The sequence below is a fragment of the Pseudomonas sp. H1_D05 genome (assembly GCF_054682705.1).
Genome location: NZ_CP162825.1, coordinates 72,719 through 86,208 on the forward strand (window position 1 = coordinate 72,719; position 13,490 = coordinate 86,208).

Annotated in this window: 13 protein-coding genes and 1 pseudogene; all 14 read right to left on the reverse strand. The window is 59.2% G+C overall.

The window, feature by feature from the left end:
* Positions 1-162: 162 nt before the first annotated feature.
* Positions 163-1,161, reverse strand: coding sequence for an ADP-ribosylglycohydrolase family protein (locus tag AB4O11_RS00350; RefSeq protein ID WP_460129782.1), 999 nt, complete (start codon positions 1,159-1,161; stop codon positions 163-165).
* Positions 1,158-1,872: pseudogene (locus tag AB4O11_RS00355) on the reverse strand (GntR family transcriptional regulator). Before AB4O11_RS00355 ends, AB4O11_RS00350 begins: the two are co-directional and overlap by 4 nt.
* Before the next feature lie 258 nt (positions 1,873-2,130).
* Complete coding sequence (gene araH / locus AB4O11_RS00360; RefSeq protein WP_026000669.1) at positions 2,131-3,099, reverse strand: L-arabinose ABC transporter permease AraH; 969 nt, start codon at positions 3,097-3,099, stop codon at positions 2,131-2,133.
* 12 nt (positions 3,100-3,111) lie between these two features.
* Complete coding sequence (gene araG / locus AB4O11_RS00365) at positions 3,112-4,659, reverse strand: L-arabinose ABC transporter ATP-binding protein AraG (protein WP_186620480.1); 1,548 nt, start codon at positions 4,657-4,659, stop codon at positions 3,112-3,114.
* A 53-nt stretch (positions 4,660-4,712) separates the two neighbouring features.
* Positions 4,713-5,717, reverse strand: coding sequence for a substrate-binding domain-containing protein (locus tag AB4O11_RS00370; protein ID WP_095120568.1), 1,005 nt, complete (start codon positions 5,715-5,717; stop codon positions 4,713-4,715).
* A 135-nt stretch (positions 5,718-5,852) separates the two neighbouring features.
* Positions 5,853-6,671: an SDR family oxidoreductase gene (locus AB4O11_RS00375; RefSeq protein WP_186620478.1), complete on the reverse strand. Its 819-nt coding sequence runs from the start codon at positions 6,669-6,671 to the stop codon at positions 5,853-5,855.
* Positions 6,672-6,941: 270 nt separating this feature from the next.
* Positions 6,942-7,817, reverse strand: coding sequence for an SMP-30/gluconolactonase/LRE family protein (locus tag AB4O11_RS00380; protein WP_460129785.1), 876 nt, complete (start codon positions 7,815-7,817; stop codon positions 6,942-6,944).
* Positions 7,818-7,949: 132 nt separating this feature from the next.
* Positions 7,950-8,666, reverse strand: coding sequence for a FadR/GntR family transcriptional regulator (locus AB4O11_RS00385; protein ID WP_093435405.1), 717 nt, complete (start codon positions 8,664-8,666; stop codon positions 7,950-7,952).
* Between the two features lie 201 nt (positions 8,667-8,867).
* Positions 8,868-9,428 carry a DUF1285 domain-containing protein gene (locus AB4O11_RS00390; protein WP_186620474.1) on the reverse strand — a complete coding sequence of 187 codons (561 nt, stop codon included), beginning with the start codon at positions 9,426-9,428 and terminating at the stop codon, positions 8,868-8,870.
* Positions 9,429-9,443: 15 nt separating this feature from the next.
* Complete coding sequence (locus AB4O11_RS00395; protein ID WP_186620469.1) at positions 9,444-10,049, reverse strand: DUF4823 domain-containing protein; 606 nt, start codon at positions 10,047-10,049, stop codon at positions 9,444-9,446.
* Positions 10,050-10,219: 170 nt separating this feature from the next.
* Positions 10,220-11,188, reverse strand: a complete 969-nt coding sequence (locus AB4O11_RS00400; protein WP_186620467.1) for a GTP 3',8-cyclase MoaA — start codon at positions 11,186-11,188, stop codon at positions 10,220-10,222.
* Positions 11,189-11,325: 137 nt separating this feature from the next.
* Positions 11,326-11,964, reverse strand: a complete 639-nt coding sequence (locus tag AB4O11_RS00405; RefSeq protein ID WP_007908276.1) for a TetR/AcrR family transcriptional regulator — start codon at positions 11,962-11,964, stop codon at positions 11,326-11,328.
* A 351-nt stretch (positions 11,965-12,315) separates the two neighbouring features.
* Positions 12,316-13,107, reverse strand: a complete 792-nt coding sequence (locus tag AB4O11_RS00410) for a TatD family hydrolase (protein WP_460129788.1) — start codon at positions 13,105-13,107, stop codon at positions 12,316-12,318.
* A gap of 14 nt (positions 13,108-13,121) precedes the next feature.
* Positions 13,122-13,478, reverse strand: a complete 357-nt coding sequence (locus AB4O11_RS00415; RefSeq protein WP_093435417.1) for a PilZ domain-containing protein — start codon at positions 13,476-13,478, stop codon at positions 13,122-13,124.
* Positions 13,479-13,490 lie beyond the last annotated feature (12 nt).

A 13,490-nucleotide genomic window follows, 5' to 3' on the forward strand; every position in this document is an offset into this window, starting at 1 on the left:
TGCAAAACGACAAGACATCGCGGCCGTCCTCGGCCTGTCTGCGCGATCCATTGCGGGTTAAAAATTCGAAATTCGCGGTGCGGCTTTCGCGAGCAGGCTCGCTCCCACAGGGATCACGCCGTACCTGTGGGAGCGAGCTTGCTCGCGAAGGCGTCAGCCCAATCAGCGCAAGGCCAACAGCCCCTGCACCAACGGCTCCAGCTCCAGATGATTGACGGCCTTCACCGTGTCGATCATCGGCACTGGCCAGCTCTCAAGACCCAGGCAGGCCCCGAGCATGGCGCCGAGAATCGCCGCGATGGTGTCAGTGTCACCGCCAAGACTGGCGGCCATGCACAACGCATCAAACGCGCTCATCTCGCCGACGGCCACTTGCTGCGCCAGGGCAAAGGAGACCACCACCGATTCCTGCGACGCCACCGAAGTACCGATCACGTCATAGAGCAGATCCGCCAGCAAAGCCTTGTCGCTATCGACACTGATGGTGCGCGCCCAACTGATGCGCGAGGCAATGCGCCCACCGGCCACCCAGTGCCCGTGGGCTTCTGCTTGCAGAGCAATTTGCTGACCGAGGTTCAACGCCTCGCCCAGGTCCATGCCATTGATGCCGGCAGATACCACCGCTGCCACCGCCGCCGCACTGGAAATCCCCAACGTAGTGTTGTGGGTGACCTGACAGGCCTGTACCACCGCTGCGATAAACCGCTGAGGATCGGCAACATCCGCCGCGATCCCTACCGGCGTAATGCGCATGGCCGCGCCGTTGGTGGTGCCGTAGCGTCCGGCCTCTTCCGGCGAATGGCCGGCGAGGATCATTTCGATGGCGCGCTTGGTCGACGGCCCGAGCAAGTCCTGCGAGCCCTTGGTCTGCATCTCGGCTTCCCACTCGATCAAGCGTTGCGCGAGGATCGCCGGTTCGATGCGGCCTTTGCCTTCGACCAGCAACTCACCGACCAGAATGGCTTGTTCAGTGTCGTCGGTGATCGAGCCTTTGGGCATGTTCGCGGCGATCGGTTGCAGTGGCCCGGCATCCTGCAGATCAGTGATCTGGCCGAAGCGGGTCTTGATCGTTTCGCGGTTCAGCGATTGCGTCGGCATGCCCAGTGCATCACCGAGGGCCAGGCCATAGAAAGCACCAAGGGCACGGTTGAGCGCGGTCATTTCGATTCTCCAAATTGCAGGTGCAAACGGAAATGCACCGGATCGAGCAGGCTTTCGACCAGCTCCATGAAACGGTTCTGGCGATCGTAGGTGGTACGCAACGCCTTGAGGAAAACGGTGCCGACCGGGCGCCCGAGCAATTCGGCGTCTTCGGCATTCAACGGCTCGGCACCGATCCACTGATCACCGCGTTCGCCGATGTAGCCGTAAGCGGCCGAGGGTGATGGTCAGGGAATTGTCGATCAGGCCGACACGCGGCAGGCTTTCCAGGCCGCCGGTGGCCGGCATCAAAGAGCGTTCGAGGGAGACCAGCGTGCCGTCGTTGGAGCGCCGACGGCGGTCGAGGGTGATGAATTGGTCAGTGCCGAACCGCGAGAGCAGATCGGGCCGGGTCACGGCTTCCAGACGCAGCACTTCGGTATTGATCAGCGCGCCGCTGTCGGCCAGCGCCTGCGCCCAGCCGCTGCGCTGGTCGAGCGCGACACCGTCGAAAGTGACGATGGAGCCGACGCCGCTTTGCGTGGCGATGTAATTGCGCCGTTTCAGTTCGGCCAGCGCTTCGCGCAGCGTGCCTCGGCTGACTTGGAATTCTTGAGCCAACTGATGTTCGCCGGGCAACAGAAAGCCGTCCTCCATGAGGCCGCTTTCGATGCGCCGGACGAGTTCGTCGACCACCCGTTGTTTCTTGTCAAATCGTACCTGTCTAATCATGTACAAATTGATACCCGAAACGGGTGCGGGCGGGCAAGGAATATTTGGGGAGAGTGACGAAAGGCGGGAGAATCAAAAGCCCCTCACCCTAGCCCTCTCCCGGAGGGAGAGGGAACTGATCGAGGTGTTTATTCCAATTACATCGACCTGAAATATCCAGTCGAACTCAGGTTTGAAAAGCTAAGAGATCTGCTCCCTTTCCCCTCTCCCTCTGGGAGAGGGCTGGGCGGGCGGCGTTCCGATGAGGGTAGCCTTGACTCAGCGTTGCTTCAGACGGTCAATCACTACGGCCAGCAGCAGGATCGAACCCCGAATCACATACTGATAAAACGTATCAATATTCTTCAAGTTCATCGCATTCTCAATAATCGCCAAAATCAACACCCCGGCAATCACATGCCGAATCATGCCGATCCCACCGCTCAACGACACCCCGCCCAACACGCAGGCCGAGATCACCGTCAGCTCAAATCCCTGACCAATCATCGGCTGCCCCGAGGTCATCCGCGACGCCAGAATCACCCCCGCCAACGCACCGATCACACCATGCACGGCAAAGATAATGATCTTGGTCCGGTCAACGTTCACACCCGCCAACAATGCCGCTTCCTGATTGCCACCGATGGCCATGGTGTTGCGCCCGTAGGTGGTGTAATTCAACAGCCAACCAAAAAACAGAAAGCAAACAATGGTGATCAGAATCGGCACCGGCACGCCAAACAACTGGCCATTGCCGAAAACGAAGAACGATTCCTGCGACACGCCCACTGCTTTGCCGTTGGCAAAAATGTAAGCCAGACCGCGAACAATCTGCATGGTCGCCAACGTCGTGATCAACGCATTGACGCGCAACTTGGCAATCACGATCCCGTTGATCAACCCGACAATCAGGCCCATCACCAGCGCCGCGCTGACACCGAGAAACACGCTATTGGTGTCACGCATCACCACCGCCGCAACCACCCCGGCGCAGGCAATCACCGAGCCCACCGACAGGTCGAAATGCCCCGACGCCAGGCAGTACAACATCGTGCACGCGGCAATCCCGGTGGTGGAAATCGCCAAGCCCAGGCCACGCATGTTCAGCGGCGAAAGAAAGTTGTCGATCAGCAGCGTGCAGGCAACGAATATGCCCACAGCCGCCAGCAACATGACCCAGTCATCAAGGAAGCGTCGCATGTCCAGCGGCTTGCGCTCTTTCGGCAGGGTTTCATTTTGGGTTGTCATCATAGTCACCTCTCAGTTCGCCACGCCGTCAGCGCGGTGGCGCGGCAAAGCCAGTTGCAGCAGGTTGGATTCATTGGCCTGATCGCGGCCGATTTCGCCGCGCAGGGCGCCTTCGCAGAGCACCAGAATGCGGTCGGAAATACCCATCACTTCCATCAGATCGCTGGACACCACGATCACCGAAATGCCGTCGGCGGCGAGGTTATGGATGATCTGGTAAATCTCGGCTTTGGCACCGATGTCGATGCCGCGCGTCGGTTCGTCGAGCAGCAGGACCTTCATCGGCATCGACAGCCAGCGACCGAGAATGGCCTTCTGCTGATTGCCGCCGGAGAGGAATTTGATCTGCTGGCCGGCGTGCGGGGTTTTCACTTTCAGCGCTTTGATCTGTTTGTCGGCGTTGCCCTTTTCCCACAGACCACGAATCAGGCAACCGAGGCCGGAATGAGCGCCGCGTGCGCTGATGTTGATGTTTTCGGCGACGCTGGCCAGCGGGATGATGCCTTCCTTCTTGCGATCTTCCGGGCAGAGCAGAATGCCCGCAGCAATCGCGTCGCGCGGTGAGCGCAGTTTCAGTTCGTGACCGCGCAATTCGAGGCGTCCGGCGGTGTTGCGTTCCAGCCCGCTGAGCAGGCGAAACAGCTCGGTGCGCCCTGCCCCGACCAATCCGAACAGGCCAAGGATTTCACCTTTGTGCGCTTCGAAACTGATCGGCTCGCGCAGACCCGGGCCGAGCAAACCATCAACCTTCAGCGCGACGGCACCGCGTGGTCGATGGCGATAATCGTAGATGTCCTGAATGTCGCGACCGACCATGCAGGTCACCAGTTGATCGTGGGTCAACTGGCTCATGTCGTCGAAGGTGCGCACGTAGCGACCGTCCTTGAACACCGTCACGGCGTCACAGATGCGGAACACTTCTTCCATGCGGTGGGAAACGTAGAGCACGACTTTGCCCTCGTCACGCAGGCGTCCGATGATCGCCATCAAGCGGTCGATCTCACGGGCCGAAAGGCTGCTGGTCGGCTCGTCGAAAGCGATGACGTGGGCGCCGCGCGACAGCGCCTTGGCGATTTCCACCAGTTGCCGCTGGCCGAGGGACAAGCGCCCGACCTTGGTCTGCGGATCGATTTCGTCGGCCAGGCCTTTGAGGCAGTTCAACGCTTGCTGACGCAGGACACCGCGATTGATCAAACCGAAACTGGCCGGCAGATGGCCGAGAAACAGGTTTTCGGCGACGGTCATTTCCGGCACCAGATGCAACTCCTGGTGAATCACCGCGACGCCGCTGCCGATGCTGTCAGCGGTCGACTTGAACGCCATGGTCTGCTCGCCGATCTGCAACTCGCCGCTGCTCGGGATGTAAGCACCGCCGAGGATTTTCAGCAGGGTCGATTTGCCAGCGCCGTTCTCGCCCATCAAGGCGTGAACCTGACCGGGATGGGCGACAAAGCTGATAGCGTCCAGCGCCTTCACCCCGGGAAAGGTTTTGCCGATCCCGTTGAAGCGCAGGCTGCCGCTGGCACCGTGTTGTTCTTGTGTTTGTACTTGCGCGTGCATAAAGCCACCTCTTCACACCGAAAAACGGCCCGGCTGCCCGGGCCGCCACTGCGTCAGTTCCACAGGCCGATTTTTTCCAGCTCTTGCTTGAAGTTCTCGCGGGTGATCAGGGTGACGTCGTCCATCGCGGTGTACTTCGGCGGTTCTTTGCCGGTGGTGACCCACTCGTACATCATCTCGGCAGTCTTGTAGCCTTCGATGTGCGGGCTTGGCAGCATCGAGCCGAAGAAGCCGCTGTTAGGCTTTTTCAGTTCGCCGATGGCGTCGGTGCCGTTGATGCCGATGCCGATCACGTTGGCCGCAGCAAACCCGGCGGCTTCGGTGGCGCGCACGCCGCCGAGCACGGTGTTGTCGTTCATACCGCCGATGATTAGGTTTTTTGCGCCGCTCGGCAGTTTCACCAGCGCCGAGTTGGTGGCGTCCATGCTGCCCGGTACGTCGAGGGTTTTCAGTGCGGCAAACAGAATGTGATCCTTCGGCATCCCGGCGTCCTCGAGGGATTTCACCGAACCGTCGGTGCGCTTCTTGCCGGTGTCGAGTTCGTTGTAGGTGTTGACGACCGCGTAGGTGTCTTTCCAGTCCCAGTTACGTTTCTTCGCTTCGGCGACCATGGCGTTGCCCTGTTTCTGGCCGACTTCAAACGCGGCCATGCCGAGGTACGGCACGTCTTCCATGAACTTGCCGTTGGCGTCGACGAAACGGTCATCGACGGCAATCACTTTCAGGTCGTTGAGTTTGGCCTTGGCCATGATTGCCGGGCCGAGCGAGACGTCCGGCGGGCAAATCACGAAGCCCTTGGCACCGTTGGCAGCAAGACTGTCGATCGCCGAGAGGGTTTTCTCACCGTCCGGCACGGCAATCTTGATCAGTTCAAAGCCCTTGTCCTTGGCGGCTTTCTCGGCGAAGGCCCATTCGGTCTGGAACCACGGTTCTTCCGCCTGCTTGACCAGAAAACCGATTTTCACGGTGTCGGCAGCGAGCAGCGCACTGCTCAGGCTGAACGCGGTGACCGCCAGGGCGGTACTGCACAGGGTACGAATCCCGAAACGACGTTTCATAAGCTGACTCCTTGTTATTTTTTTGAGCAATGTTTGAAAAGCGTTAAAGCGTGTTCCTGCAATGCCTGTTGAAAATAGTCATATCGTATGATGATTGGATTTCACACGGATTTATCCCCGTGAAAGCCACTGTGCTCAGTCGTGGTACATCACCGAGCGACCACCATCGATGGTGATGCATGAAGCATTGATGAACGGCGCTTCATCACTGGCCAGAAACACCGCCGTCATTGCCACTTCGAGCGGCTGACCGATGCGTTTCGGCGGGTGCAGATCGAAGGCGCGCTGACGCTCGGCGTGCGGGTCGGCGAATCCGTTCCAGTAGTCGACGTTCAACTGCGTCTCGATATAGCCCGGGGCGATAGCGTTGACGCGGATGCCCTTCGCGGCGTACTCGATGCCGAGCGCGCGGGTCAGGCCGAGCAAACCGTGTTTGGCCACCGGGTACGGAAAGCAACCGGGAATGATGTGGCTGGAATGGGTCGAGGCGATATTGATGATGCTGCCGACGCCCTGCTCGATCATCTGCGGCAGCACTGCCTTGCAACCAAACCAGGCGCCGTCCAGATCAATGGCGAAGCAGCGACGCCAGTCTTCTTCGGTCATGGCCAGCGGATCACGGAACACGTTGACCCCGGCGCAGTTGACCAGCACATCGATGCGCCCGTGCAGCTCAACGGCGCGTTTGGCCATGGCATGCAGGTCGGGCTGATGCGAGACATCCGCCTTCAGCGCTTGCACGTCGTAACCTTGCTCACGCCAGTGCACGGCCACCGTTTCGACTTTTTCCGCCTGAATATCACTGATCACCAGTTTCGCTTGCTGCGAGGCGAACGCCGCAACAATGGCTTCGCCGATGCCTTGCGCGGCGCCGGTCAGCAGCACGACCTTGTTTTTCAGACGCTCGCCCTTCGGCGGTGCGGGCACCGGCGGCAGGGAAAGAGGTTCAGCCATGGATCAGGACTCCTGTTTCGCAAGCACAAAAAAACCGGGCATCTGCCGATGTCCGGTCTGGAAGGCGGTTGGAACGAAACAGGCAAGCGCACGCGACAGCTTGGGGCCGTTGCGAGACGCGGACTCCACACGGGAGTGCGATAGACATTCGCTGCATCACTTCACCTGTTTTGTTTTTTTAAGTGTGAGTGCGTGTTACTGCTGGAGCCGACTATAAACCCGACTGCCGAATAATCTCAATATATAATTTTGCATCCCATATTTTGGGATTTAACTGGCAAACCGTGTACAGAGTTTTCCTGCGACATCCACGCGCATCGACAGCACCGCGCCATCCAGCGGATGGTTGTGCGGACTCTTGGCGCTGGTGATGTACAGGGTTTTCAGGTCTTCACCGCCGAACACACAACTGGTCGGGCGGCTGACTGGCAGATCGATCCTGCGGTCGACCTTGCCGTCAGGCGTCAGGCGCAGCAGGCAGCTGCCGTCCCAGCGGGCATTCCACACGTAGCCTTCGGCATCCATTGCTGAACCGTCCGGGCCACCGTTCTGATCAGGGCCGTACCAGGGAGTGGCCACATCAAGGTTGCCGTCGGCGTGAATAAAATAGCGATACAGCGTGTCATCGAGACTGTCACCGAACAGGACTGTGGTGCCGTCGTCGCTCCACAGCAGCGTGTTGGGAATGCCCAGGCCGCGCAGCAATGGCGTGACCCGTTTATCCGGATCAATGCGGAACAGGCCACCGGAGCGCTGGGTGATCGGCAGATCTTCGCCCTGCTCGCCGATGTTGTTTTGCATGGTGCCGAGCCACAGTCGCCCCTGAGCATCGCAACGCGCTTCGTTGGGGCGATTGCCCGGTTGCGGGTCGGCGACGCAGAACAGCGTCAGGCGTGGTTCTAGGCCCGGGGAATCGAGGTCGAGGCGATAGACGCCGCTGCTCAGGGTCACCAGTGCATCGCCGCTGGCGCAGGGGATGAAGGCGGAAACGTGTTCGGGCATCTGCCAGATCTGCACGTTCTGGCCGATAAGGCGCAGGGCCTGTTTGCCGGCGATGTCCACCCAGTACAACGCCTGCGTCGGTGCGTCCCAGAACGGGCCTTCACCGAGTCGGGCGCGGTGTTGGGTCAGGGCGGTCCACGTCATATAACGGTCTCCATTGTTCTTGTGATTTTCTGTAGGAGTGAGCCTGCTCGCGATGGCGCAGTGTCAGTTGACTTCAATGCGGCTGATATACCGCTATCGCGAGCAGGCTCACTCCTACAGGGGATCTGGGTGTTAGCCAGCTTTTTTGTCGGCCATGACTTTCGGGTAGAAGCGTTTGATCGCCAGGTCCGCATTGTCGATCAGGGTCATGCACGCCCACACGCCCCGCGCGGAATCCCGGGCGGCGATGGCGTCGGCCATGTCCTTGTGGATCGGCAAGGTGCGGCGCAGTTCATCCGGATCGGCAGCAGACACTTCGAACGACACCGCCAGCAACGCGCCGAGGGCCGGAACCATTTGTTCAATGAATTGATTGTGGCTGGCCGCGAGGATGCATTCGTGGAAGAACTGGTCGGCGCGGTTGTAATCGGTGCCGCTGTCGACCGCGCGCTCGAGGGCGTTGTAAGCCAGTTGCACCGCTTCGATCTGGTCCAGCGTCGCCCGCTCACACGCCCAGCGCACGGCCATCGGTTCGATGGTACGGCGCAGGTCGAGCAAGTCATCGACGAAATTTTCCGGCAGGCCGTTGCGCGACAGCCAACCGACCACTTGCGGATCGAACAGGTTCCAGCGCCGCACCGGCAGCACGCGGGTGCCGACTTTCGGCCCGACTTCGAGCATGCCTTTGGCAACGAGGGTCTTGATTGCTTCGCGAATAACCGTACGACTGACGCCGAGTTGTTCACCCAGATCGGCCTCAACCTTGATGGTCTGCCCCGGCTTGACCTGGCCAGCGGCAATCCAGCTGCCAAGCCAGTCAACGGTCGACGAATGAAAGCTGCTGGACATGAACACCTCAAAGCAGGTCGCGATAGGTGAACACGCTAATCATCATATGATTAACAGTCAATCAGGATTTTTCAGGCAACCCACAAAACCAAATGTGGGAGCGAGCGTGCTCGCGAAAGCGGTAGGTCAGTCAATACTCAGGCTGACTGATACACCGCTTTCGCGAGCAGGCTCGCTCCCACAGTTCGGGATTTGTATTGCTCAGGGTTCCAGGCCGATGCGGAAGAACTCGCCGCCACTCCACACACCGAGCCAGCGCTGGCCGTCGATTTCGCGACTGACCGCCAGTTCCACCAGTTGATAGAACACATTGCGGTGGATCAGCGCTTCAAGGTTGGTGCGCACATGCACGTAAGGCGCTGGTTCTTGGGTCGTGGGATCAATCTCAACCCGGATCGGATGCGCCGGCCCGGCCTCGGCGGTTTCCTCAACGTTGGTGGTAAAGCGCAACAGCTGCGCCTCCCCCTCGCCTTCAACCTCAACCGCAATAGCCACAAACGGCGCATCGTCGACCTTGATCCCGACCTTCTCGACCGGGGTAATCAGGAAATAATCATCGCCGTCGCGGCGCATGATCGTGGAGAACAATTTGACCATCGGCTTGCGCCCGATCGGCGTGCCCAGGTAATACCAGGTGCCGTCGCGGGCGATGCGCATGTCGATGTCGCCGCAGAAGTCCGGATTCCACAAGTGCACCGGCGGCAAGCCTTTGGTTTTCGGGATCTGTCCCAACAGGTCATTGGCTTTTTGCGGGCCACTCATGGCGTTCTCCTTGAATTATTGGTCGCCGACTCCCAACAGGCTGCGCGCGTACTGGGCCAGTGGCGGGCCGATCAGGTCTTCGGGCTTGCTGTCGTGGAACGTCAGTAAACCGCCACGACTCTTGATCCGTGCAGTATCAATCAAATACTGGGTGCTGGTCTCGATCAACATGATCTGAATCACACCGCCGTCGATGCCGAGGCGATCAACCGCTTCTTCATCGAGCCACTCATCGGAGTTGCCGATGCGATCGTCAGCCTTGGCGAAACGCGTGTACAGCAGATAGTGCGCACCAACATCGCGAGCTTCGCCCATCGCCTGGTCCAGGCCTTCCGGCGCGCGAGCACGGCGGACCATCGGGAAGTACTCGACGAAGCCTTTGAAGGCTTCTTCGGCCACCACGTTCGGGCGCGGGTAGGAACCGCCCGGCGGTGCGAACGCGCCTTGGGCAATGTAGATGAACGAGTCCGGCTGAATGCGGAAGTTGTTCACGCGACGGCTGTCGCTATGATCCAGCAAGCCCGCGTCGCTCATCTGGTAGCGAGTGCCTTCGGCCATATCGCTGACAGTCATACAGCCGCCAAGCGCCAAAACGGCCAGCAGCAAAACCAGGCTACGCATCCTATTCCTCCAGAGGCCGGTGACGGAAAACCGGCGAATGGCCGTAGGATGCAGCTTTTGCGCCAGCTCAAGAAATTTGTTGATGGTTAAATCGTATTCGCGAGCAGGCTCGCTCCCACAGGGGGAATACATTCCAAGGTGGGAGCGAGCCTGCTCGCGAAAGCGGTTGATCAGCCGCCGATAATTTTCATCACTGTCGCGCCACCTGAGAACGCCACCTCCTGCTTGTCGCCCAACGCTTTGACCAGCAAACGCTGGAGCGCTGGCAAGGCCTGATGACGCGGCTTGTCGAGCAAATCGCCGACATAGTGACGGTTGCTCGACGACAGGCAACCATGTAGCCAACCGGTCGACGACAGGCGCAAGCGCGAGCAGGTCCGGCAGAACGGCACGCTTTCGTTGGCGATCACGCCAAAGTTGCCCAGGCCAGGAATCGCATAGCGCACCGCCGTAGCGTCCACTGGCGCGTCGGTTTGCGCGTACTCGTAACGTTCGCCAATCAGCTGCAGCAATTGCTGCAGGCTGACGAACTGTTGCAGGAACGCATTGGAGTCCTTGGCCAGATGGCCCATGCGCATCAGCTCGATAAAACGCAGCTCATATCCGCGTTCGAGGCAGTAATCCAGCAGCGGCATCACCTGGTCGAGGTTCTGCCCACGCAACGGCACCATGTTGACCTTGATCTTCATCCCCGCCGCTGCCGCTTGATCCATGCCGTCAAGCACGGTGGCCAGATCGCCGCCACGGGCGATGCTGCGGAAAGCACCGGCGTCGAGGGTATCGAGGGACACGTTGATCCGGCGCAGACCGGCATCCACCAGCAGTGGCAGTTTTTTTGCGAGGAGTTGACCATTGGTGGTCAGGCTGATGTCTTCAAGGCCCATCTTGCCGACAGCGGTCATGAACGTTTCGAGTTTGGGGCTGACCAGCGGCTCGCCACCGGTAATTCGCAGCCGCTCGATGCCGGCGGCCTCGATCAGATACGCCACGCCACGCGCCATGGCTTCGGCCGACAGTTCATCCTGCGCAGCCACCAACCGCTTGCCGTTCGGCACGCAGTAGGTACACGCGTAATTGCAGGCTGAAGTCAGACTGATCCGCAAATTGCGAAAACGCCTGCCTTGACGGTCAACGATCATGATCACTCCGGCGATAGAAAATCGAGCCGCTAAAACTTGACTCACAAATCAAGTTTTAGCAAGCCCTATGCCTGAGTATATTCCTGCGTTACTGCGTCATGTAGCGAAATCATGGCGCAATAAGGCGGCTGAATGGCTCAGCTGCTTGGCGTTTCCGGGTCACGCTTGCGTTTGTTGCCCATGCGCACGCCAATATCCATCAGGAATTGGAAGAAACCTTCCTGATCTTCCAGCACATTGCTCCAGAACGGCGAGTGATACAGCGCAACAGCGCCGTGCACCAGCGCCCAGGACGCGCAGTAGTGGAAGTATGGCGGCACGTCTTCGAGCTTGCCTTCGCTGATGCGGCCCTTGATCAACAGGGTCAGGCGTTCGAAGTTCGAGGCACGGATCTTGTGCAACTCCTCGACCATTTCCGGCACCTGATTGCCTTTGACGACCTTCTCTTCGAGACGGTCGAACAGGCGATAACGCTGCGGGTCGCGCATGCGGAATTCGAAGTAGGCGCGGGACAGCGCTTCCTTGTCCTTGTCGACATCGGCCGAATGCAGCAGCTCGTTCAAATCACGCTCGTAATCGAGCATGAGGCGCAGATAGATCTCGGCCTTGGATTTGAAGTGCTTGTAGATCGTGCCTTTGCCGATACCCACGGCATCAGCAATCATCTCGACGGTGACACTGTCTTCACCTTGGTCGAGGAACAGCTTGAGCGCGGTATCGAGAATTTCTTGCTCGCGGCGACGAAACTCACGGACCTTACGAGGTTCTTTGTGCATAAGAAAAGGTCTGAAGGGTCAAAATTCGAAGCCGCGTATTATGCCTAACTTGCGCAAAAATGCACGGATCATCCGACCATATCTGTGTTTCATGTTCATTTTGAGAACGTTTTGGGCGCAATGAGAACTCAACTGAAGCGAACGTATTCCAAATTTGTTTAAAAACCCCGACCGGCTAACTGGACTGCACGCCAGACTGATCAATACTTGAACTGTCGGGCGACATCTCCCCCAAGTGTCGTGCCGGTAAAGGTACCAAGGGACCGCGTGCCTTTGTTTTACTCCTAATGGTCTTAACCCGGATTCACCCCCCAGAACCCGGGTTTTTTTTGCCTGCGATTTGGCTAAGGCCTACAGGGCAGATTTAACACTGGCCAGCGGGAACAGACGCTTGAAGTTCTCGGTTGTCTGCTCGGCGAAACGCTCGAAGTTTTCCCCACGCAGCATCGCCAGAAACTCCGCCACTTCGCGCACGTACTGCGGCAGGTTCGGCTTGCCGCGATAAGGGATCGGTGCCAGATACGGTGAATCGGTTTCCACCAGCAAGCGATCCGCCGGGACCTTGCTCGCGACGTCGCGCAACGCATCAGCATTGCGGAACGTGACAATACCCGACAGGGAAATGTAATAACCCATGTCCAGTGCAGCCTTGGCCATGCCCCAGTCTTCGGTGAAGCAATGCAGCACACCGGCCTGAGGCAACGCCGCTTCGCGCAGCAATTCAAGGGTATCGGCACGCGCGCCACGGGTGTGGATGATCACCGGTTTGCCGGTCTGCTGCGCTGCTTGCAGGTGCAGACGAAATGACTCCTGCTGCAGTTCGGCGGCTTCCGGCTCATAGTGATAATCGAGGCCGGTCTCACCGATCGCCACGACTTTCGGGTGATTGAGTTCGTGCAACAGCCAGTCCAGCGCTGGCGCCGCACCGGGTTGTACATCGAGCGGATGCACGCCGACCGAACAATCGACATCGTCATAACGCTCAGCCAGGGCTTTGACGTCGGCGGCGTTATCGGCACTCACGCCGATGCACAAGAAGTGCCCTACTCCGCGCTCACGGGCCGCATCCAGTGCAGCATCCAGCGAGCCGTCATGGGCGGCGAGGTCGAGGCGATCAAGGTGACAATGGGAATCTACAAGCATAAAAAGACGGCTACTTACATCGTATGAGTGGGACGGTCGGATTTAAGCGCTCCGGCCAGATGGGTTTCGATGCGACTGCGCGCCGTGTTGTCGCCATCGTTGAACTGTACGCCAACACCGGCAGCGCGATTGCCTTGCGCCCCTTTGGGGGTGATCCACGCGACCTTGCCGGCCACCGGGATCTTCTCGGCCTCGTCCATCAGGTTGAGCAGCATGAACACCTCATCGCCCAAGCGGTAACTCTTGTTGGTCGGGATGAACAAGCCACCGTTCTTGATAAACGGCATATAAGCGGCGTAGAGCACCGACTTGTCCTTGATGTTCAGGGACAAAATGCCGTTGCGCGGCCCAGGGCTGACGGATTCATTCATGTTGACCTCCAC

Excerpts from the sequence above, each read along its gene's own strand:
- AB4O11_RS00405 (WP_007908276.1), bottom strand. The coding sequence starts at position 11,964 with ATGCACAAAGAACCTCGTAAGGTCCGTGAGTTTCGTCGCCGCGAGCAA.
- AB4O11_RS00395 (WP_186620469.1), bottom strand. The coding sequence starts at position 10,049 with ATGCGTAGCCTGGTTTTGCTGCTGGCCGTTTTGGCGCTTGGCGGCTGT.
- AB4O11_RS00370 (WP_095120568.1), bottom strand. The coding sequence starts at position 5,717 with ATGAAACGTCGTTTCGGGATTCGTACCCTGTGCAGTACCGCCCTGGCG.
- AB4O11_RS00385 (WP_093435405.1), bottom strand. The coding sequence starts at position 8,666 with ATGTCCAGCAGCTTTCATTCGTCGACCGTTGACTGGCTTGGCAGCTGG.
- AB4O11_RS00380 (WP_460129785.1), bottom strand. The coding sequence starts at position 7,817 with ATGACGTGGACCGCCCTGACCCAACACCGCGCCCGACTCGGTGAAGGC.
- AB4O11_RS00415 (WP_093435417.1), bottom strand. The coding sequence starts at position 13,478 with ATGAATGAATCCGTCAGCCCTGGGCCGCGCAACGGCATTTTGTCCCTG.
- araG (WP_186620480.1), bottom strand. The coding sequence starts at position 4,659 with ATGCACGCGCAAGTACAAACACAAGAACAACACGGTGCCAGCGGCAGC.
- AB4O11_RS00400 (WP_186620467.1), bottom strand. The coding sequence starts at position 11,188 with ATGATCGTTGACCGTCAAGGCAGGCGTTTTCGCAATTTGCGGATCAGT.
- AB4O11_RS00375 (WP_186620478.1), bottom strand. The coding sequence starts at position 6,671 with ATGGCTGAACCTCTTTCCCTGCCGCCGGTGCCCGCACCGCCGAAGGGC.
- AB4O11_RS00350 (WP_460129782.1), bottom strand. The coding sequence starts at position 1,161 with ATGACCGCGCTCAACCGTGCCCTTGGTGCTTTCTATGGCCTGGCCCTC.
- araH (WP_026000669.1), bottom strand. The coding sequence starts at position 3,099 with ATGACAACCCAAAATGAAACCCTGCCGAAAGAGCGCAAGCCGCTGGAC.
- AB4O11_RS00390 (WP_186620474.1), bottom strand. The coding sequence starts at position 9,428 with ATGAGTGGCCCGCAAAAAGCCAATGACCTGTTGGGACAGATCCCGAAA.
- AB4O11_RS00410 (WP_460129788.1), bottom strand. The coding sequence starts at position 13,107 with ATGCTTGTAGATTCCCATTGTCACCTTGATCGCCTCGACCTCGCCGCC.